This is a genomic window from Polaromonas vacuolata (genome assembly GCF_012584515.1).
GTDB lineage: Bacteria > Pseudomonadota > Gammaproteobacteria > Burkholderiales > Burkholderiaceae_C > Polaromonas > Polaromonas vacuolata.
In genome coordinates, this window is the sequence record NZ_CP051461.1 from 662355 (window position 1) to 682364 (window position 20010).

A 20010-nucleotide genomic window follows, 5' to 3' on the forward strand; every position below is an offset into this window, starting at 1 on the left:
ACATTGGTGCGATGATTGCGTTGGCCGCAGTCTTTCGTTGACTGCTTGAGTTAGGCTCCTACTTTTTCTTGCAATCTTGATGCGTCGTTTCATAAAACGATTTTTCTAATTGCCTCTCTTAATTAACAGCGGTTTCACCGCATAAAAAGGCTTTATATGGATTTAGGTATTTCAGGCAAATGGGCATTGGTTTGCGGCGCTAGCAAGGGTCTGGGTCTGGGTTGTGCACAAGCACTGGTTAAAGAGGGTGTGCACGTGTTGGTAGTTGCGCGTGGCGTTGAGCTTCTCTCGGCTTCAGTACAAGCAATGCTGGCCGATACCAGCCGCCCTACCGGCACAGAAGTGCTGTTTGTTGCCGCTGACATCACCACTACTGAAGGTCGTGCTGCTGTATTTGCCGTGCGCCGCGAGTTTGATATTGTTGTGACCAATGCTGGCGGTCCGCCTCCCGGTGACTTTAGGGATTGGGACAGGGAGGCGTGGATTAAAGCGGTCGACGCCAATATGCTCACGCCGATAGAGCTGATTAAGGCCACTGTTGACGGTATGGCTGCGCGTGGCTTTGGCCGCATCATCAACATCACATCTAGCTCGGTCAAAGCGCCTATTGATATTTTGGGTTTATCCAACGGTGCGCGCAGTGGTTTGACTGGTTTTGTCGCGGGTGTGGCGCGCAGCGGCTTGGCCGCCAAAGGTGTGACGATTAATAATTTACTGCCCGGTGCGTTTGATACCGACCGTCTGCGCGGCACCATGAGTGGTGCGGCTGCTAAGTCTGGCAAACCGATTGAAGAGGTCATGGATGCTCGGCGAAAAAATATTCCGGCGCAGCGTTTTGGCAACCCGCAAGAGTTCGGTGCGATTTGCGCCTTTTTGTGCAGCACCCACGCGGGCTATATGACGGGTCAAAATGTGCTGGCCGATGGCGGTGCTTTCTCTGGAACGTTTTAACTTTTGAGGTAGTCTTTGTTAGCCATGGCACCCGGCCCAAACTGGGCGCTTTAATAGCGCAAAATAGCAGGCATGAAACCACCTAAAAGATTGCAAGCACTGATTGAAGAAGGTCTGATAGATACAGTCGTCAGGCAGTTAATGAGCGGTAAAGAAGCGACGGTTTTCGTGGTTCGCTGCGGCGACGAAACGCGCTGTGCCAAGGTCTACAAAGAAGCCACTGAACGCAGTTTTCGTCAAGCGGTGGACTACACCGAAAATCGTAAAGTTAAAAATACCCGTCAAGCCAGAGCCATGGCTAAGGGCACTCGCTTTGGCCGTCAAGCACAAGAAGCGGCTTGGCAAAGCGCTGAGGTTGATGCGCTTTATCGTTTGGCTGATGCTGGTGTGCGGGTGCCTAAACCGTATAACTTTTGTGATGGCGTGCTCATCATGGAGTTGGTGACGGATGAGAATGGGGACGCCGCCCCTCGCCTAAACGACGTGGCCTTTAGCCCTGAGCAAGCGCGCCGTCATCACGCTACTTTGTTGCTGGAGGTTGTGCGCATGTTGTGCGCTGGCGTTGTGCATGGCGACTTGTCTGAGTTTAATATTCTGCTCGGCCATGAGTCGGGTGTGGACTGCCCAGTGATTATTGATTTACCCCAAGCCGTGGATGCGGCCGGCAACAACCACGCCAGCCGTATGCTGCTGCGTGATGTGGCTAATTTGCGCGCCTATTTCACCCAGTTTGCGCCTGAACTGCGCAGCACTGATTACGGCTTAGAGATATGGGACTTGTATCAGCGCGGCGTTTTACAAACGGAGAGTGTGCTGACGGGGCGCTTTGTGCAGCAAGCAGGCAGCGTAGACATGCGCAGTGTGATGCGCGAGATTGATGACGCGAGAGATGAAGAAAGTGCACGCCTTATTCGCATGGGCTAGGCGCATGGACTAGGTATTTATCGCAGTGAAGAATGAATAAAAAATACTAAGAATGCATATGAATTTTAAAGTTTTGGTTACTGCAACCGAACTGGCCACAGAGGGATTGGTTCTACTTGAACAAGCTGGCGCTAAAGTGATCTACATGCAGGAACCCGAAAGCACGCATGAGCTAAGCCTTATTTTGGCCAGCCAAGCCGTAGACGCCATCATCGCCAGAACCGTGACTATTTCTGCTGAGGCTATGGCTAAAAGCTGCACGCTAAAAGTGATTTCTAAGCACGGTGTAGGTTTCAACAATATTGATGTGGCGGCCGCGACAGCGCTGGGCATACCGGTTTTTTTTACACCCGGTGTGAACGCCGCATCGGTGGCTGAAATGACCATAGGTTTATTGCTGGCTGCGGCGCGACGTATCAGTTGGATGGATAAAGAAGTGCATGCTGGCCGCTGGTCGCGATTGCAACACGGCATAGAGCTGCAAGGCAAAACCATAGGCTTGGTGGGTCTGGGTCAAGTCGGAAGGCGCGTTGCCCTTGTCTGCCAAGCGCTAGGCATGCGGGTGCTGGCTTTTAGCCCTTCGCTCAAAACTAGTCCGCTGCATGGGGTTGAACTTTGCGCGTCACTAGCGCAACTGCTTCAAACCAGCGATGTGCTCAGCTTGCATTTGCCGCTGACGGCGCAAAACAAAAACCTGTTGGGTGCGGCGCAATTTGCACTCATGCCGCGCGGCGCTATTTTGATCAATACGGCGCGCGGTGAATTGGTCAATGAAGTCGCACTGGCCGAAGCTTTGCAAACCGGTCAGTTGTTTGCAGCAGGCATTGACACCACGGTGCAAGAACCCTTGCCTGATGGCAGTGCGCTGCGGGGTTTGCAAAATTTGGTGATCACGCCGCATGTGGCTGCCTCTACTCCAGCGGCGCTGGCGGGCATGGCCAGTGGTGCGGCGCGCAATTTGTTAGATTTTTTGCGCGGTCAATCCATGCAACATGCAGCCTGCGCTAATCGTCAAGTGCTGCGTTAAGACTAAGCGCGCACTTTTCGTTGCCGTGACGACAGCACAATTCCGCCGGCGATCAGCATAAAGGCTAGCGCGTGAAAGAGTTGCGGCATCTCGCCGAGAAACGCGGCTGACAGCAAAGCGGTAAACAGTGGCGCGAGATTAGAGAAAAATCCTGCAACTGCCGGTCCAACCCGCTGCACGCCCAGACCCCAGCAGCGATAAGCAATCACCGCCGGGCCGACCGCAATATAGAGCAGGGCGGTGATCAGTGGCCAACCCCAACTGATGCTGGCTGGCGTTAAGGTCCACTCAGCGCCGGCAAACAGGCCTGACCAGAATAGGCCAAACACAATTTGTCCTATCAGTAGCGCAGCCCAGTTGCTGCGAATGTCGTCTGGCGCTTTGGCGAGAGACAGCATCCAGTTATAAAACGCCCAAGACAAAGTGGCGAGCAGCACATAAAAGTCGCCCGGCACCAAGCGAATTTGCGTCAGCAAAGTCCAGTCACCGCGAGACAGCACGACCAGCACGCCCGCCACAGACAGCGCCGCGCCGCCCAATTGCTGACGGCGAATGCGCTGGCCGAAAAACACTGCACCCACCAGCAGCATCCACACTGGAATGCTGGAAGCGACCAGCGTCACATTCAGCGCTGTGGAGGTTTTTAGCGCCAAGTATTGCAGTGAGTTGTAGCAACCCACACCGAGCAGACCTAACAACGCAAAATGCCGCCAAGCGGGCCACAGACTGCTGCTGCTCCTGAGCACGCGCCAGCCCAGCGGCAGCAATATCAACAAGGCCAGCACCCAGCGAATAAAGTTCAGCGTCATGGGCGGCACCAGACCGCTGACCAGTCTGCCAACGACTGCATTGCCAGCCCAGAGCAATGGCGGCACGATTAACAGGGCGGCAGTGCCGGGAGTCAGTCTTTGGTTCATATGGGCTACTCTAACCGCTGTAAGTTCTGTGCTCGGCAGGCGCTGACGATTCGTGGCAACATAACTGGCCAGTCGTTAGGCCGTCGGCCAACGCATTAAGCAGAGACAAAAAAACAAGGAAATTTCCATGAGTGTTAGCGCATCCACAATCTCCAAAGCCGTTCGTATTGATAAGCATGGTGGTCCTGAAGAGCTCAAGCTAGTTGACGTCGAAGTTGGCGAACCCGGCCCTGGTGAAATCCGCATTCGCCACAAAGCCATAGGTCTTAACTTCATCGATATCTATCAACGCAGCGGCCTCTACCAGTTGCCCATGCCCTTGCAAATGGGTATGGAGGCCTCGGGTGTGATTGAAGCGGTTGGTGAGGGTGTGAGCCACCTTCAAGTGGGTGATCGCGCTGCTTATGCCAGTCAGCCACCGGGTAGTTACTGCGAACTGCGTGTAATGCCAGCCAAGTGCGTCTGCAAGCTACCCGATGCTATTTCTTTTGAGACCGGTGCGGCCATGATGCTCAAAGGCTTGACCGCGCAATACCTGCTGCGCCGCACCTTGCCCCAAGGCGGTCTGCAAGCCGGAGATTTCATCTTGTTCCATGCCGCTGCCGGCGGCGTTGGCCTGATCGCCTGTCAGTGGGCCCGTGCACTCGGTCTGCAACTGATTGGCACGGCGGGATCGGATGAGAAATGTGCGTTGGCCAAGCAAATGGGTGCAGCGCACGTGATTAATTATTCGACCGAAGATTTTGTTGCCCGGGTCAAAGAAATCACCGGCGGCAAGGGCGTTAAAGTGGTTTACGACTCGGTCGGTAAAGACACGTTTGACCGCTCGCTAGACTGTTTGAGCCCGTTTGGTTTGATGGCCAGTTTTGGTAATGCGTCCGGCCCGGTCGCGCCATTCTCGCCCGGTATTCTTGGCCCCAAGGGTTCCATTTATGTGACGCGCCAGACGCTGTTCTCGCACATCACCACGCGTGAAAACACGCAGGCCATGGCTGATGAATTGTTTGACATGGTGGTTAGCGGCAAGGTTGAAATTCGTATTGATCAGCGTTTTGCATCCGCCGACGTGGCGCTAGCGCATCGCTCTATGGAAGAGCGCAAGACAACTGGTTGCAGCATTCTCACGCTGTAGACGCTAAGGTCTATCCGGTCTGGCCAAGGGCTTGACCGGATATCTGGCTAGAGAATTAGTTGGGTGATTAGTTGGGTGAATAGTTAACTAACTAACCATCAAGCCGTGTTCAACGGCTTTTTCTTACCCTGAGCAATTCATCGAGTATCAAACAAATCGCGCCAATCGTGATGGCGGCGTCGGCCACATTAAACGCCGGGAAATGCCAACCCAAATAATGAAAGTCTAAAAAGTCCACCACATAGCCGTGCATGCTGCGGTCAATCACATTGCCCAGCGCGCCGCCCAAAATGCAGGCCAGCGCAAACGAGAATAGTTTTTGCCCCGCGTGCGACCTGAGCATCCAAATAATAAAGCCCGCAGCAGCCACGCCTATGGCGGTAAAGAACCAGCGTTGCCAGCCTGAAGCACCGGCTAAAAAAGAAAACGCTGCACCGCTGTTATGCACCCGCACCAAATTAAAAAAGCTGGTCACATAGCTCGTATCACCCAAGCGAAAGTAACCCACAACCAGCACTTTGACGAACTGGTCAACAATCAAAATTATCAAGGCTAGCCCCAGCCAAGGCAGCATGCTGCTAGCCGCTGAGGTGGACGATGATTTTCTCACTAGGGTGGTTTTGGCCATGATTTTTTGTTTTTAAAATGAACCGTGCTCTCGCATCAGTGAATTTTTATTTGCTCTTTTTTTTGCGCTGAATTTTTGCTTTAGGCAAATTGGCGTGTCTCGCCCGCACCAAACAAATTGCTGGTACAACGCCCGCAAATAGTTGGATGGGCAGCATCAACGCCGACGTCCTCGCGGTAATGCCAGCAACGCTCGCACTTGGCGTTTGTGCTGGTGCTAACGCTGGTGGCGAGTGCCTCACCTGGCTTTAGCGTGATGCTTGATGTGATGAAGACAAACTTCAAATCTTCACCCAACGAGGCGAGTAAAGCGTGGTCTGCGCTGGCCGCTTCTAGCGTGACTTCGGCTTGCAGCGATGAGCCTACTTTGCCGTCTGCGCGCAAGGCTTCAATGTCTTTATTTACCGCGTCGCGAATCTCGCGCAAGCGGCTCCATTTGGCCAGCAGCGCTTCGTCTGGCTTGGCTAAATCGCTATAGGTTTCTAAAAAGATAGATTCCGATTTACCAAAAATCGTCCACGCTTCTTCTGCGGTAAAGCTCAAGAATGGCGCCATCCAGCGCAGCATGGCGTGGGTAATCGTCCATAGCGCGGTTTGCGCGCTGCGCCGGGCCAGTGAATCAGGGGCGTAGGTGTAGAGCCGGTCTTTGAGAATGTCTAGGTAGAAAGAGCCCAAGTCTTCGCTGCAATAAATCTGCAACTTAGAGACCACCGGCTGGAATTCATAAACCTCGTAATGCGCCAGAATGTCGGCCTGCAATTGTGCGGCGCGGCTCAGTGCGTAACGGTCTATCTCCAACATCTGATCGACGGGAACGGTTTGTGTCGTTGGATCGAAGTCACTGATATTGGCGAGCAAAAAGCGCAGTGTGTTGCGAATCCGGCGGTAGGCGTCGACAACCCGGGCCAGAATTTTATCGTCAATGCTCAGGTCGCCCGAGTAGTCGGTCGAGGCGCACCACAAGCGAATAATCTCAGCGCCTAGCTTGCCTGAGACCTGCTGGGGCGCAATCACATTGCCTTCGCTTTTACTCATCTTGCGGCCCTTGCCGTCAACCGTGAAACCGTGGGTGAGCAGGCCTTTGTAGGGCGCGTGGTCATACATGGCACAAGCGGTGAGCAAGGATGAGTGGAACCAGCCGCGGTGCTGGTCATGGCCTTCTAGATAAAGGTCTGCCGGCCAAGTCGATTGGGCGGCATGGCTGTGCCGCAGCACATGGTCGTGGGTGGTGCCGGAGTCAAACCAGACATCAAGTATGTCGGTGCTTTTGAGGTAGTCGGCGGCGTCTGCGCCAATAATGGATTCGGCGCTGGCATTGCTCCAAGCCTCAATCCCGCCGGCTTCCACCATGCGTGCTGCTTGGTCCATGATTTCCATCGTGCGTGGGTGCAGCTCGCCGGTAGCGGTGTGGATGAAAAATGGCAGTGGCACGCCCCAGTTACGCTGGCGGCTAATGCACCAATCGGGCCGGCCGGCAATCATGCCGTGTAGTCTGGTTTTGCCGTTTTCTGGATAGAAACGGGTTTCTTCAATCGCTGCCAATGCCAATTCGCGCAGGCTTTTGCTGGCCGGCGTGCTGGTGAAAACACCTTGGCTGGCCGGGCCTGGTGCATCCATACGGATAAACCATTGGGCGGCGGCGCGGTAAATCACCGGCGTTTTGTGGCGCCAGCAATGTGGGTAGCTGTGGGTGATGTCGTGGGTGGAAAACAGCCGGCCGTGCTCGCGCAGTTTGTCTATCACCAGTGGTGCAGCTTTCCAGATGTTCAGGCCGCCAAAAAATGGCAACTCGTCAACATAGCGGCCATTGCCTTGGACTGGGTTGAGTATGTCTTCATGGGCAATGCCATTGGCGACGCAGGAGTTAAAGTCTTCTACCCCGTAAGCGGGTGAGGAATGAACCAAGCCGGTGCCGTCGTCAGCCGTGGCGTAGTCGGCCAGAAACACCGGGCTCATGCGCTGGTAGCCGGGGTCTACATCGTAGAAGGGGTGCATGAAGTTAAGCAGCGCCAGATTTTTACCCTGGGTCGTGGCCAACACGCTGCCGGTGAGTTGGTAGCGCTCTAGGCAGGCGCTCACTAGCGATTCGGCCAGCAGCAAAATACCGCGCTCGGTGTCAACCAAGGCGTAAATTAATTCTGGATTCAGGTTCAGGGCTTGGTTCGCCGGTATGGTCCAAGCGGTCGTCGTCCAGATAACCGCGAAGGCTTCTTTGGATAAATGGGCCAGACCAAAAGCGGCGGCGAGTTTGTCTGGCTCGGCGCATTTAAAACCCACGTCTAATGTGTGCGACTTTTTGTCAGCGTATTCAATTTCAAATTCGGCTAGCGACGAGCCGCAATCGAAGCACCAGTAAACCGGTTTCAGGCCGCGATAAACAAAGCCGCGTTCCATGATTCGCTTGAGCGCGCGTATTTCATTGGCTTCGTTCGCGAAATCCATGGTTCGATACGGGTTGTCCCATTCACCGAGTACGCCTAAGCGCTTGAAGTCAGCCATCTGACCGGCGATTTGTTCGGTCGCAAAGGCGCGGCTTTTGGCTTGGACTTCGGCGCGCGGCAGATTGCGGCCATGCAGTTTTTCAATCGCGTTTTCAATTGGCAAACCGTGGCAGTCCCAGCCCGGCACATAAATCGCGTCCATGCCTTTGAGTTGGCGCGCTTTGACAATCATGTCCTTAAGGACTTTGTTCACGGCGTGACCGATATGAATCTGGCCATTGGCATACGGAGGGCCGTCGTGCAGCACAAACTTGACCGCACCTTGACGCGCATCGCGCAGTTTTTTGTAAATGCCTTTGTCTTCCCACTCTTGGACCCAACCGGCTTCCCGCTTGGGTAAGTCGCCGCGCATGGGGAACGCTGTATCTGGCAAATTTAAGGTGCTACGGTAATCGATTTTTTGGTCTTGCATGTTGCGCTTGTGCTTGTATTGGGGGTGGAAGTTGTCGCGAGGTTTTGGGCAAAAAATGCCCTAGCGTCGTCGCAGTCCCGGTTGATGCCGGCCTTTAGGCTTTCAAGGCTGTCGTATTTGAGCTCGTCATGCAGCTTGTGCAGCAGTTCCACGCGCACGATCTTACCGTACGCCCCATCGAGCCCTAGCTCGGCTGGCCACTCTAGGCAACTGGTCTCAAGCAGCACTCGACCACCATTGACATCGTTGGCATCGACCGAGGGACGAACGCCTAAGTTGGCAACGCCGGGTAGGCTGTGTTCGGCCAGACCATGGACTTGTACCGCAAAGATCCCACTGGCCGCCGGGTTCCAATGTGAAAAGCGTTGGTTGAGTGTTCTAAAACCTAACTCGCGCCCCAATTTTCGACCATGTACTACGTGACCAGAGATGCTGTAAGGCCTACCTAACAAGCGTGTGACGCGTTCCATCTGCCCCAAACTCAAGGCTTCGCGCACGGCGGAACTTGAGACGCGGCTGCTGTGCACTGGGCTGCTATCTTGCTGCTGGCTTTTGAGTGCTGCGTCGGGAATTTCATAGCTATTCATACGTGCGACTTCAAAGCCTAAGCGCGCCCCAGCCGCTTGCAGCATGGCGTAGTCGCCCGCGCGTTTGGCGCCAAAACGAAAGTCATCGCCGACCAGTAGATATTTAACGCCAAGTGCTGCGACCAGTACTTTTTCGATAAAGTCTTCTGGCGTTTGCGTTGCTAAGTCGGCACCAAACGGCATGATGACGCACTGGTCTATATCGCAGCGGGACAGCTCGGTGAGCTTGTCGCGCAAGGTGGCGATGCGCGCTGGTGCTAGTTCTGGCCGATTGGCTTTGGCGGCAAAGTAGTCGCGCGGATGGGGCTCAAAACTCATCACGCAACTGGGAATATCTAGGTGCCGGGCTTCGTTTCTGAGTAGTGCCAACATGGCCTGATGACCACGGTGTACACCGTCGAAATTGCCAATGGTTAAAGCGCAGGCTGGCGCGAGCTGGGAATGGCGGTAGCCGCGAAAAACTTTCATAGCTTTGATTATCGTTTTTATAGCGGCGCAGCCATTTGCCACGGGCTTTTGTGATGTGCTTGGCTCGCTGTCATGTTTTCCCTGTATATTGCATTGAGGTATTCGATGGGTTGCAAGCAACACATTTGCAAGCAGCTTTTTCTGACGTCATCTACTTAAGTGGAGGTTCGTTTTGAAGGTTTTGAAACTATCAGCTCAAGGACTGCCGCAGTCTTGGATTAGCCTCGAAGAGGCGGTCTTGCATTACGCTGCCGACGAGGTGCGTTGGGAAATGGGTGCGCGCATCGCCACTTTCCATGGCGGTCACAACGCCATGACTGGTGTGCAGTCAGTCATCGATATCAATAGCATTATTGGCACCAAAGGTCTGCCCAAAATCAATCCGTTTCAGCTCAAACCCGGGCTAACCAATGGCAAGTTGTTTGTGCGTGACCGCAATGTCTGCGCTTATTGCGGTCAGCATTTTCATGAAGACGCATTGACCCGCGAGCACATCGTACCGTTTGCGCAAAATGGCGTAGACACATGGATGAATGTGGTGACCGCTTGCCGCGCCTGCAACCACCGCAAAAGCAGTCGCACACCAGAGCAAGCCAACATGCCGCTTTTGTATACGCCTTATGTGCCCAGTCTTTGGGAAGATTTTATTTTGCGCAATCGCCGAATCTTGGCGGATCAGATGGAGTTTTTAATGGCCCACGTGCCGCGCACCTCACGACTGATCAGTTAGCTGTTTAATTCCTGTATGTTGCCCCTGCGCAAGCTGGCTTTACTCGCCAGCTTGCGTTTTTTTGGGCTCAGGTTTTTAGCTTTAGTTTTTTGCTTTAGGCAAACACGCCAGCGGTTTCTTGCATCTTGTCTGAAACTTGTCCCAGCTGATAAATGCTGTCGCCAAAAGTCATTTCCAGTTGCGTGAGCTTTTTAAAGTAATGGCTCACGATGTACTCGTCAGTCATGCCAATGCCGCCGTGCAGCTGCACGGATTGCTGGCCCACAAAACGCATGGATTGACCGAGTTGGTACTTGGCTCTGGCCATGGCGCGGCTGCGCTCAGCTGGTGGTGAATTGAGTTTTAGCGAAGCGTAGTAGCTCATGGAGCGCGCCAATTCAAGCTGCATCTTCATATCGGCGACGCGGTGACGCAAGGCTTGAAAACTGCTCACGGCTACTTTGAACTGCTTGCGCGTATTCATGTATTCAACCGTTACGGCGAGTGCTTTATCCATCACGCCAACGGCTTCTGCGCAACTCGCCGCAATGCCTATGTCCATGGCGTGTGCCAAGGCGGGTAGACCGTCTGCTGTCATGAGAGTTGCTGGGCAGTTTTTGAGATGCAGTTCGGCAGCACAAGCGCCGTCTTGAGTCAGATAGTCTTGCGTCGACAAACCGGCAGCGTTTTTAGCGACCACGAACATCGCGAGCTTGCCGTTAGCCATAGCTGGCACCATAAACGCATCCGCATGCGCGCCGGCTGTGACCATGCTCTTGGTGGCGTTCAGCGTCCACTGACCGTCTTTTTTAATCGCTGTGGCTTTGCATTGCGTAAAGTCGTAACGTGCGCCGCGTTCTTGTTGGGCCAGTACCACCAGTGCTTCGCCAGAAGCGATGCCGGGCAGCCACTTGGCTTTAACTTCTGCGCTGGCGTAGTTGGCCAGCAGTGCGCCAGCAATTAAGGCTTGGGTAATTGGCTCTAACACGATGCCGCGCCCTAGCTCTTCCATCACTACCATGCCTTCGACTGGGCCCATGCCCATGCCGCCGTCGTCTTCGGGAACATACAAACCGGTCAGGCCGAGTGCAGCTAGTTCTGCATAAGCTTCGCGTGAGAAGCCGCCAGCAGCGGTAATGCTTTTGCGGCGCTCAAAGTCATAGCCTTTGGAGACCCATTTGTTGACCGCGTCGCGCAGTTGTTCTTGATCGTCTGTGAAATCGAAATCCATATTTTTCTCCTTTAGCCCAACAGAACTTGCGAGACGATGTTGCGCTGCACTTCGTTAGAGCCGCCGTAAATCGTGGTTTTGCGCATATTGAAATAAGTCGATGCCAAAGGCGCATCGGCAGTCGCGCCGCCGGGGAAGTTGCCTTGCCAGCCGGCTTCCATAGCTTCTTCGATGAAGGGTAGGCTAAATGGGCCGGCGGCCAACATCATGAGCTCGCTGTAGCGCTGCTGTATTTCACTGCCGCGAATTTTGAGCAGACCGGCGATATCCAATGAATTTTTGCCAGCTTTCTCAGCTGAGAGTACGCGCAACACCAACATTTCAAGTGCCACAACGTCGACTTCAAGCTTGGCAACTTCGTCGCGAAAGCGCAGATCTTGGTAGACACCTTCTTGCTCGGCAATGCGTTTGAGACGCTCTGGTTCGCGCTTGGCGCGGTTCACGTCGGCGATATTGGTGCGCTCGTGGCCGAGCAAATATTTGGCATAAGTCCAGCCTTGATTTTCTTCACCGATCAGGTTGTTGTCGGGTACTTCGACATTGTCAAACCAGACTTCATTGACTTCGGATTCACCGTCTAGCAGTTTGATCGGACGCACTGTCACGCCGGGCGACTTCATGTCAATCAGCAGGAAGGAAATGCCGGCTTGCGGTTTGCCTTCGGTGCTGGTGCGAACCAAGCAAAAAATCCATTCGCCGTACTGGCCCAGCGTAGTCCAAGTTTTTTGTCCGTTGACAATAAATTTGTTGCCTTGGCGTTCGGCGCGGCATTTGAGCGAGGCCAAATCTGAGCCCGCACCTGGCTCGCTATAGCCTTGGCTCCACCAGACTTCGCCACTGGCGATGCCGGGTAAAAAACGCGCTTGCTGCTCTGCATTGCCAAAACTCATGATGACGGGTGCAACCATGACGGGGCCAAACGGCACCACTCTGGGTGCGCCGGCGAGTGCGCATTCTTCTTCAAACAAATGTTTTTGCACGGCGTTCCAACCGGGGCCGCCAAACTCTTTCGGCCAGCCGTGGCCTAGCCAGCCTTTTTTGCCGAGAATTTTGGCCCAGCGCTGCATGTCGTCACGCGACAGGCGCAAGGCGTTGTGCACTTTGTGCGAAATGTCAGCGGGCAAATTGGCATGAACCCAGGCGCGTATTTCCTCGCGGAAGGCCTGCTCTTGCGGGGTGAAAGCTAAATCCATGGTGGTTTTGTCCTGGTTGTGAGCGTAGTGATTGCTTGATAACCACGGTTTTAGCACGATTGTGCTTTTTAGCTTGTCAAGGTGGTGACTCCGGTCTTAAATGTGATGCCCAGTTGCTCGCTGATGTCTAAGAGTTGATGGCGAAGCGCGTTGTTGTCGGCTTTAAGTTGAGCCACGCTGTTTTCTAAGGCTGTCAGGCGTGCGATTAATTCTGAGCTTTCTTCTTTATGGGGCAGGCTCGCTGCCAGTGCTTGCAGATCGGGCTCGCCACACAGCAGATGGACCCAACGCTGTTCGCGCGCGCCCGGCATACGCGGCAGTTTTTGCACCATCGGTTGGCCGCCGTCGTCGCCGCGTTGTTGCAACTCTTGCAACACGCCCTCAATCGCTGCGTTGTCTGCGAAACGGTGCCAGCGGTCTCCATTGGTGCGCAGCTCTGCTGGTGTTTGTGGTCCGCGCAGCATGAGTAAGCCCATCACGACGGATTGGGTTTCGCTACTGCCGCTGCCGCGCTGAAAATTGTGCTCAAAGCGCGGTACGCGGCTGGAGCTGGCTTCAAACACCAGGCTTTGGGTTTTCAGGCTGGTGAGTGCTTGGCGAGCCTCGTCGTCGTTGATTTCCATTAAGGGCTCGCGGCTGGATTTTTGGTTGCAACCCAGTACCAGTGTGTTCAGACTCAAAGGGTAGCTGTCAGGTACTGTGCGTGCTTTCTCCATCAAGGTTGCGAGTACACGGGCTTCAATAGGGGTGAGTGTTCGTATGGTCATAAACTATGCGCTTGATAAATGTTGGTTAATTCAGGTTTTGTCGGTTTTTGCAGGTTGCGGGAATATGGATAGTCACAAGAAAAACATTGTTATTTTGATATCTGGCAGTGGCTCAAATATGGCTTGCATTGTGCAGGCTGCCCGGCGTGAGCAGTGGCATAAGCGTTTTGATGCGCAGATTGCTTGCGTGATCAGCAACCGGCCGAATGCCGAGGGTTTGTCGCTTGCCGACAAGTTGGGGCTGGCCAATCAGGTGCTGGATCACCAGCTATTTGCTTCGCGCCAAGCTTTTGATGCTGAGCTGATGCAGCTGATCGATAGGTGGCAGCCGGCGCTGGTGGTGCTGGCTGGTTTTATGCGTATTCTCACGCCAGATTTCGTAGAGCATTACGCCGGCCGCATGCTCAATATTCATCCGTCATTGCTGCCTGCGTTTACCGGCTTACACACGCATCAACGCGCGATTGATGCTGGTTGCAAGGTTGCAGGGGCCACCGTTCACCAAGTAGTCGCCGAGCTCGATCACGGACCGATACTGGCTCAAGCTGTGGTGCCGGTAGTTGCCGGAGACACTGCGCAAAGCCTGGCTGCGCGCGTTCTGAGTCAAGAGCATTTGCTCTATCCAAAAGCGATTCGGGAATGGCTGGAGAGGGCTTGATGCTGAATTTTTTAGTCGTACCTGGACTTTTTTTAAGCTGACTTTGCTTAGATTTTGGGTTCGCGACACAGTCTTCTTTTTTCAAATCTATAGTTTGCTTAACTAAGAGCCCGCTTTGCGTCTAAGCACCATGCATTTGTCCAATTGATTTATTTGTACGTCTAAATAACTACATTTTTTTACATGGTCATATTGAATCCAATCCTAAATTCAGTCCGTATACCTAACAGCAGCTGAGATTAATTCTTAAGTTCAGCTTCTCATTAACTACTACCTACAGGATTTCAAATGCAAACAAAACACAAAATCGCTTCTATTGGCCTGGCTATCGCAATGACTATGGGCGCCGCTTCGGCTTTTGCTCAAGTGATGGTGGGCGGCGCTTCTATGCTGCCGACTAAGGACATCATTGACAATGCTGTCAATTCAAAAGACCACACCACACTGGTTGCTGCTGTTAAGGCCGCCGGTCTGGTTGATACCCTGAAAAGTGCCGGTCCTTTCACCGTTTTTGCACCTACTAACGAAGCTTTCGCTGCACTGCCAGCCGGTACAGTTGACACCTTGCTCAAGCCAGAAAACAAAGCCACGCTCAGCGGCATTTTGACCTACCACGTTGTGGCTGGAAAAATGGATGCTGCAGCACTGACCAAAGCGATTAAGGCTGGCGGCGGTTCGGCTTCACTCAAGACAGTTGCTGGCGGTACCTTGATTGCTAAGGCAGCAATGGGCGGCGTGACTATTACTGACGAAAAAGGCGATGTTGCCAAGGTCACTATTGCAGACGTATACCAGTCAAATGGCGTGATTCACGTGATCAACAAAGTGATGTTGCCTAAGTAAGTTCAGCATTTGCTAAATTAATTTTAGCTAATCTGCAAAGCCCGCCAGCAGTTTTCTGCTGGCGGGCTTTTTCGTGTTTACTCAGGCGCAGTGAGTTGGTGCATGGCCGCGCTGGCTATGCTTTTGGCATTCACACCAAAAAATTCACGCAGCGCAGCGCGCGTGTCACTGCGGCCAAAGCCGTCTGTGCCCAATGTGATAAAGCTTCTGCCCTTGGGCAGGAAGGCTCGAATGCTTTCCGGCACTGCACGCACATAGTCGGTGGCCGCAATGATGGGTCCCTGGCTTGAGTCTAGTTGCTGCGTGACGAATGGGCGTTCAGAGGTATCGCCACCGTTTAATGCTTTTTGCTGGCAGGCTGCACCGTCTCTGGCCAGCTCACTCCAGCTGGTCACGCTGTAGACCGTGACGCTGACGCCTTGGGCGGTGAGCAAAGCGGCGGCTTTGATGACTTCGGTGAGAATCGCGCCCGAGCCCATTAAGCTGACTTTGGCGTTGGCCGTGTTATTGCTGGCGGGGTAGTCAGCAAATTTATAGCAACCGCGTATGACTTGGTCCTCTATCCCAGCAGGAAGGTCTGGCTGTGCGTAGTTCTCGTTCATCAAGGTTATGTAGTAGAAAACATCTTGCTGCTCGAACATCATCTCCCGCATGCCGCGGTCCAAAATAATCGCTAACTCTCCTGCAAAAGCGGGATCGTAGGCTTTGCAGTTGGGAATAGTGGCCGCCATTAAGTGGCTGCTGCCGTCTTGGTGCTGCAAACCTTCACCGCCCAGCGTGGTACGTCCCGAGGTCGCGCCGAGTAAAAAGCCGCGCGCGCGTTGGTCGGCTGCAGCCCAAATTTGGTCGCCCACACGCTGAAAGCCAAACATTGAGTAATAAATATAAAAAGGCAACATGGCCAAGGCATGCACGCTATAGCTGGTGGCCGCTGCCGTCCAACTGGCCAATGCACCGGCTTCGCTAATGCCTTCTTCCAAAATCTGGCCGTCCATGGCTTCCCGGTAACTCAGCACCGAGCCAATGTCTTCGGGTGCATAGCGCTGGCCGAGACTGGAGTAAATACCAACTTGCTTAAATAAGTTGGCCATGCCGAAGGTGCGCGCTTCATCGGCCACTATCGGCACTATGCGTTGGCCTAACAACGGGTCTTTGAGAAGACCGCCCAACATACGCACAAAGGCCATGGTGGTGCTCATTTCTTTACCGGCTGGGGCTAGTGCAAAGCTGGCGTATGCGCTTAAGGACGGAATGGCTATTGGATCAGCCGTTGTGTCGCGCTTGGGCAAGTAGCCGCCCAAAGCTTTGCGGCGTGCGTGCATGTATTGCATTTCTGCACTGTCTTTTGCTGGTTTGTAAAAAGCCAGATTGCTGGCTTGCTCGTCGCTCAAGGGCAGGTTAAAGCGATTGCGAAAAGCCAGTAGTTCGTTACCATCGAATTTTTTCTGCGAATGGGTAGTCATCTTGCCTTGACCGGCGCTGCCCATGCCATAACCTTTTTTGGTATGGGCCAAAATCACAGTGGGTTGGCCTTTATGGGCTGCAGCCTTTGCATAAGCCGCGTGGATTTTGACTAAATCATGGCCGCCGCGCTTGAGGTGGTCGATCTGATCGTCCGTCATGCCTTGGGCAAGCCTTGCCAGCTCTGGATTTTGACCAAAGAAACTGTCCCGGTTAAAGCGCCCATCCTTGGCGGCAAAAGTCTGCATCTGGCCGTCTACCGTTTGCGCAAAAGCTTTGACCAGTGCGCCCGTCAAGTCGCGTGCAAACAGGCCATCCCAGTCGCTGCCCCAGACAAGCTTGATGACGTTCCAGCCAGCGCCTGCAAACAGTTTTTCAAGCTCATCAATGATGCGGCCGTTGCCCCGCACTGGGCCGTCTAGGCGCTGTAAATTGCAGTTCACCACCCAGACCATGTTGTCCAGACCCTCGCGTGCGGCCAAAGTCAGAGCACTCATGGATTCGGGCTCATCCATCTCACCGTCTCCAAACACGCCCCAAACCTTGCGGCCGCTGCAATCTAACAATCGACGGTGCGTGAGGTAGCGCATAAAGCGCGCATGGTAGATCGAGCTGATAGGTCCTATGCCCATGGAGCCAGTGGGAAACTGCCAGAAGTCTGGCATGAGATAGGGGTGGGGATAGCTGCTTAAACCCCGCGCGCCTTGGCTGGCGGCGCTAAGTTCTTGGCGGTAAAAGCCTAGGTCTTGCTCGCTGAGTCGGCCTTCTAGAAAAGCTCTGGCGTAAACGCCGGGTGCGCTGTGCGGCTGCAAAAACACCAAGTCGCCCCTGTGCTCGTTTGCGCCAAGGCCTTCGCGGGCATGAAAGAAATGGTTAAAGCCGGTTTCAAATAAATCGGCTGCGCTGGCGTAACTGGCGATATGGCCGCCTAGCTCGGCTGAGCCACCGGTTTCCACCTGATTGGCGCGCACCACCATGGCCAGTGCGTTCCAGCGCATGAGAGAAGCGAGTCTTTCCTCCATCGCCAAATCTCCCGGGAAAACCGGTTGCTCATCCACATCTATGCTGTTGATGTAAGGCGTTTCCAGCTCAGGCTGCCAGCCGATTCGGTGTTGGCGCGCTAGACGGCTCAATTCGTTAAGCATGTGTTTGGCACGTTCTGGGCCTTGTGTTGCAGCCAAGGCTTCGAAGGCTTGACACCATTCTGCGGTTTCCTCGGGGTCGTTATCGACCGTGTCTTGGGTAGCTCGCGTCAGAGTTGGGCTTGGGAGATGCTTGGGTGGAGTATTGTTCATAGCCATTTAACTGTAGCCCGCTTGCCGCCAAAGGTGTTGCCTTTGTCAGTATGGGAATAGGGCTGGAACAGCATAAAATGCCGTAAAAACGATTAATCTAAGATGATGCAACTTGATAACACCGATTTAAAGATTCTTGATGAGCTTCAACGCGACGGCTCACTGTCCAATACTGAGTTGGCCAAGCGGGTGCATTTAAGCGCTTCGCCGTGCTTGGTGCGGGTCAGAGCAATGGAAGAGTCCGGGGTGATAGACCGCTATGTCGCCATCGCCAATGCTTCAGCATTGGGTTTGGGTTTGAGCGTTTTTATCTCGATTAGCCTGCGCACTCAAAGCAAACAAGCGCTGGCAGAGTTCGAGCGTTTGATTGCGGAGCACGACGAGGTGATGGAGTGCTACCTGATGACTGGCGACAGCGACTACTTGATTCGTGTGGCTGTAGCTGATTTGGCGGCGCTAGAGCGCTTTATCCTCGATCAGCTCACGCCGATTCCGGGGATAGAGAAAATTCGCTCTAGCTTTGCGCTTAAACAAGTGCGCTATAAAACCGCCTTGCCTTTGTATGGCTTGGGCAAATAACTGGCTAACGGTTAGTGCGATATCGTCAGCGCACTTTCGTCAGTGCGCTATCGTTAGCTCAGCCGTAAGCGATGAAATTACATTTTTGACTGAAACACCAGTCCCGCATGTTCACGTAGCGCATGAAAGCGAATCTTGGGCCACTGCTGCTCGACCGCGCGCAGCGTGGCGCTGTGGTCTACCAGCAGCGTAGGCGCGTCGACTGCATCCAAGGCCACACGGTGCGCGTTGGCTTCCATGAATTTCTTTAATTCGTTTGGATCTTCTGCGGTTACCCAGCGTGCCAAGTTGAAGTGGCTGGAGAGGATTCGGGCTTTGACGCCGTATTCATGCTCAAGCCGGTGTGCAACGACTTCAAACTGAAGTTGTCCAACCGCGCCCAGTAGCAGCAACGAGCCGCCAATTGGGCGGAAAACCTGAATCGCGCCTTCTTCACCCAATTGCGTCAGACCGGCACGCAGTTGTTTGCTGCGCAGCGGGTCGGCGACTTCAACAGCACGAAACATCTCTGGCGCAAAAAAGGGCAGGCCGGTGAACTGCAAGGCTTCGCCTTCAGTTAGCGTGTCACCGAGTTGTAGCACGCCGTGGTTGGGTATACCTATGATGTCGCCGGCAAAAGCGGTATCTAACAATTCGCGGCGTTGGCTCATAAAGCTCACCACGGTGTTGGGCCTTAGCTCTTTGCCGCTGCGAACAACCTTTAAGCGCATGCCGCGTGTGAACTCGCCGCTGGCGACGCGTAAAAAGGCAATCCGGTCACGATGGGCCGGGTCCATATTGGCTTGAATTTTAAAAACTACGCCAGAAAACTTCTTTTCTTCAGGATGGACTACGCGCTGCATGGCTTCGCGGTTGGCCGGTGCGGGTGCTAAGTCGACTAAGGCGTCCAGCACTTCTTGCACGCCGAAGTTGTTAATCGCTGAGCCAAAAAACATCGGTGTCTGGCGGCCGGCTAAAAATTCTTCGCGGTTAAATTCTGGCGTGGCACCGGCAACTAGTTCGATTTCGCCTTTGGCTTGGGTGTATTCGTCGCCAAAGCGTCGGGCCGCTTCTGCGTTTTCTAGGCCCGACAAAATCTCGTCGTCGCCGCCAGCCTTGTCTTCGCCGGGGCTAAACACGCGCATACGGTCTTCGCGTCTGTCGTAGACGCCGTGAAACAACTTGCCCATGCCGACTGGCCAGGTAAAGGGCACGACAGTCATGCCTAATTCGCGCTCAATTTCATCCATCACGCTGATGGGATCTTGAACTTCGCGGTCCATCTTGTTGACGAAGGTCAAAATGGGAGTGTTGCGTGCACGACACACTTGCAGCAGGCGCCGTGTTTGGGGTTCTACGCCGTTGGCAGCGTCAATCACCATCAAGGCGGCATCGACAGCAGTTAGCACGCGATAGGTATCTTCTGAGAAGTCTTGGTGGCCCGGAGTGTCGAGCAGATTGATCACGCAGTCGCGGTATTCCATCTGCATCACTGAGCTGGCAACCGATATGCCGCGCTGCTTTTCGATCTCCATCCAGTCAGAGGTTGCATGGCGTGCGGCCTTGCGGGCTTTAACGCTGCCAGCGATTTGAATCGCACCGGAGAACAGCAGTAGTTTCTCGGTTAACGTGGTTTTACCTGCGTCTGGGTGGGAGATGATGGCAAACGTACGGCGGCGTTTGACTTGTTTTTCGATGGCGGTGATTTCGGACATAACCCATGATTATCGGTGACTCAGCCCCGTCTTG

Annotated in this window: 17 protein-coding genes; 8 read left to right on the plus strand and 9 right to left on the minus strand. The window is 54.0% G+C overall.

All coding sequences use genetic code 11. The features are described 5' to 3' along the window. Positions 1–156 precede the first annotated feature (156 nt). From HC248_RS03150 to HC248_RS03160, 3 genes are all read left to right on the plus strand, one after another. Positions 157–951: an SDR family oxidoreductase gene (locus HC248_RS03150; RefSeq protein WP_168921232.1), complete on the plus strand. Its 795-nt coding sequence runs from the start codon at positions 157–159 to the stop codon at positions 949–951. A 72-nt stretch (positions 952–1023) separates the two neighbouring features. Continuing rightward, positions 1024–1875: a PA4780 family RIO1-like protein kinase gene (locus HC248_RS03155; protein WP_168921233.1), complete on the plus strand. Its 852-nt coding sequence runs from the start codon at positions 1024–1026 to the stop codon at positions 1873–1875. 58 nt (positions 1876–1933) lie between these two features. Continuing rightward, positions 1934–2902 carry a hydroxyacid dehydrogenase gene (locus HC248_RS03160; protein WP_168921234.1) on the plus strand — a complete coding sequence of 323 codons (969 nt, stop codon included), beginning with the start codon at positions 1934–1936 and terminating at the stop codon, positions 2900–2902. Between the two features lie 2 nt (positions 2903–2904). Here HC248_RS03160 and HC248_RS03165 read toward each other — a convergent pair whose 3' ends face one another. Continuing rightward, positions 2905–3819, minus strand: a complete 915-nt coding sequence (locus tag HC248_RS03165; RefSeq protein ID WP_168921235.1) for a DMT family transporter — start codon at positions 3817–3819, stop codon at positions 2905–2907. Between the two features lie 127 nt (positions 3820–3946). Here HC248_RS03165 and HC248_RS03170 point away from each other — a divergent pair, with 127 nt between their 5' ends. Further along, complete coding sequence (locus tag HC248_RS03170) at positions 3947–4951, plus strand: quinone oxidoreductase family protein (protein WP_202882411.1); 1005 nt, start codon at positions 3947–3949, stop codon at positions 4949–4951. A gap of 109 nt (positions 4952–5060) precedes the next feature. Here HC248_RS03170 and lspA read toward each other — a convergent pair whose 3' ends face one another. The 3 genes from lspA to HC248_RS03185 form a co-directional block, all read right to left on the minus strand. After that, positions 5061–5579: a signal peptidase II gene (gene lspA, locus HC248_RS03175; RefSeq protein WP_168921236.1), complete on the minus strand. Its 519-nt coding sequence runs from the start codon at positions 5577–5579 to the stop codon at positions 5061–5063. A gap of 80 nt (positions 5580–5659) precedes the next feature. Beyond that, positions 5660–8491 (minus strand): isoleucine--tRNA ligase, encoded by a 2832-nt coding sequence (gene ileS, locus HC248_RS03180; RefSeq protein WP_168921237.1) that lies wholly within the window; start codon positions 8489–8491, stop codon positions 5660–5662. Next, entirely contained in the window at positions 8455–9546 is a 1092-nt protein-coding gene (locus HC248_RS03185; RefSeq protein ID WP_168921238.1) for a bifunctional riboflavin kinase/FAD synthetase, read from the minus strand. The genes ileS and HC248_RS03185 overlap by 37 nt, the downstream gene beginning before the upstream one ends. Before the next feature lie 172 nt (positions 9547–9718). On the opposite strand from HC248_RS03185, the gene HC248_RS03190 reads away from it, so the two are divergent. After that, complete coding sequence (locus tag HC248_RS03190; protein WP_168921239.1) at positions 9719–10276, plus strand: HNH endonuclease; 558 nt, start codon at positions 9719–9721, stop codon at positions 10274–10276. Between the two features lie 94 nt (positions 10277–10370). Here HC248_RS03190 and HC248_RS03195 read toward each other — a convergent pair whose 3' ends face one another. The 3 genes from HC248_RS03195 to HC248_RS03205 all read right to left on the minus strand — a co-directional run bounded on the left by HC248_RS03195 (position 10371) and on the right by HC248_RS03205 (position 13446). Beyond that, positions 10371–11486, minus strand: a complete 1116-nt coding sequence (locus HC248_RS03195) for an acyl-CoA dehydrogenase family protein (protein WP_168921240.1) — start codon at positions 11484–11486, stop codon at positions 10371–10373. 11 nt (positions 11487–11497) lie between these two features. Then, positions 11498–12679, minus strand: a complete 1182-nt coding sequence (locus HC248_RS03200; RefSeq protein ID WP_168921241.1) for an acyl-CoA dehydrogenase family protein — start codon at positions 12677–12679, stop codon at positions 11498–11500. 68 nt (positions 12680–12747) lie between these two features. Then, a complete protein-coding gene (locus HC248_RS03205; RefSeq protein WP_168921242.1) occupies positions 12748–13446 on the minus strand; it encodes a YceH family protein in 699 nt (232 codons plus the stop codon). A 64-nt stretch (positions 13447–13510) separates the two neighbouring features. Between HC248_RS03205 and purN the strand changes: the two genes are divergently transcribed. Both purN and HC248_RS03215 read left to right on the plus strand, forming a co-directional pair. Continuing rightward, positions 13511–14104, plus strand: a complete 594-nt coding sequence (purN, locus tag HC248_RS03210) for a phosphoribosylglycinamide formyltransferase (protein WP_168921243.1) — start codon at positions 13511–13513, stop codon at positions 14102–14104. Between the two features lie 288 nt (positions 14105–14392). Continuing rightward, positions 14393–14947 (plus strand): fasciclin domain-containing protein, encoded by a 555-nt coding sequence (locus HC248_RS03215; protein ID WP_168921244.1) that lies wholly within the window; start codon positions 14393–14395, stop codon positions 14945–14947. Between the two features lie 77 nt (positions 14948–15024). Here the strand turns inward: HC248_RS03215 and mdeB are convergent, their stop codons facing one another. Beyond that, positions 15025–17703: an alpha-ketoglutarate dehydrogenase gene (gene mdeB / locus HC248_RS03220; protein WP_168921245.1), complete on the minus strand. Its 2679-nt coding sequence runs from the start codon at positions 17701–17703 to the stop codon at positions 15025–15027. A 105-nt stretch (positions 17704–17808) separates the two neighbouring features. Here mdeB and HC248_RS03225 point away from each other — a divergent pair, with 105 nt between their 5' ends. Continuing rightward, the gene (locus HC248_RS03225; protein WP_168923640.1) at positions 17809–18282 is read left to right on the plus strand and encodes an Lrp/AsnC family transcriptional regulator; all 474 of its coding nucleotides are present in this window, start codon (positions 17809–17811) and stop codon (positions 18280–18282) included. A 77-nt stretch (positions 18283–18359) separates the two neighbouring features. On the opposite strand, the gene HC248_RS03230 is transcribed toward HC248_RS03225, so the two are convergent. Next, positions 18360–19976 (minus strand): peptide chain release factor 3, encoded by a 1617-nt coding sequence (locus HC248_RS03230; protein WP_168921246.1) that lies wholly within the window; start codon positions 19974–19976, stop codon positions 18360–18362. Between the last annotated feature and the right edge of the window lie 34 nt (positions 19977–20010).

Coding starts and splice junctions, on each gene's coding strand:
- HC248_RS03160 (WP_168921234.1), top strand. CDS start 1,934: ATGAATTTTAAAGTTTTGGTTACTGCAACCGAACTGGCCACAGAGGGA.
- purN (WP_168921243.1), top strand. CDS start 13,511: ATGGATAGTCACAAGAAAAACATTGTTATTTTGATATCTGGCAGTGGC.
- HC248_RS03150 (WP_168921232.1), top strand. CDS start 157: ATGGATTTAGGTATTTCAGGCAAATGGGCATTGGTTTGCGGCGCTAGC.
- HC248_RS03170 (WP_202882411.1), top strand. CDS start 3,947: ATGAGTGTTAGCGCATCCACAATCTCCAAAGCCGTTCGTATTGATAAG.
- HC248_RS03225 (WP_168923640.1), top strand. CDS start 17,809: ATGCAACTTGATAACACCGATTTAAAGATTCTTGATGAGCTTCAACGC.
- HC248_RS03165 (WP_168921235.1), bottom strand. CDS start 3,819: ATGAACCAAAGACTGACTCCCGGCACTGCCGCCCTGTTAATCGTGCCG.
- HC248_RS03205 (WP_168921242.1), bottom strand. CDS start 13,446: ATGACCATACGAACACTCACCCCTATTGAAGCCCGTGTACTCGCAACC.
- HC248_RS03195 (WP_168921240.1), bottom strand. CDS start 11,486: ATGGATTTCGATTTCACAGACGATCAAGAACAACTGCGCGACGCGGTC.
- HC248_RS03230 (WP_168921246.1), bottom strand. CDS start 19,976: ATGTCCGAAATCACCGCCATCGAAAAACAAGTCAAACGCCGCCGTACG.
- HC248_RS03215 (WP_168921244.1), top strand. CDS start 14,393: ATGCAAACAAAACACAAAATCGCTTCTATTGGCCTGGCTATCGCAATG.
- HC248_RS03185 (WP_168921238.1), bottom strand. CDS start 9,546: ATGAAAGTTTTTCGCGGCTACCGCCATTCCCAGCTCGCGCCAGCCTGC.
- HC248_RS03155 (WP_168921233.1), top strand. CDS start 1,024: ATGAAACCACCTAAAAGATTGCAAGCACTGATTGAAGAAGGTCTGATA.
- ileS (WP_168921237.1), bottom strand. CDS start 8,491: ATGCAAGACCAAAAAATCGATTACCGTAGCACCTTAAATTTGCCAGAT.
- mdeB (WP_168921245.1), bottom strand. CDS start 17,703: ATGAACAATACTCCACCCAAGCATCTCCCAAGCCCAACTCTGACGCGA.
- HC248_RS03200 (WP_168921241.1), bottom strand. CDS start 12,679: ATGGATTTAGCTTTCACCCCGCAAGAGCAGGCCTTCCGCGAGGAAATA.
- lspA (WP_168921236.1), bottom strand. CDS start 5,579: ATGGCCAAAACCACCCTAGTGAGAAAATCATCGTCCACCTCAGCGGCT.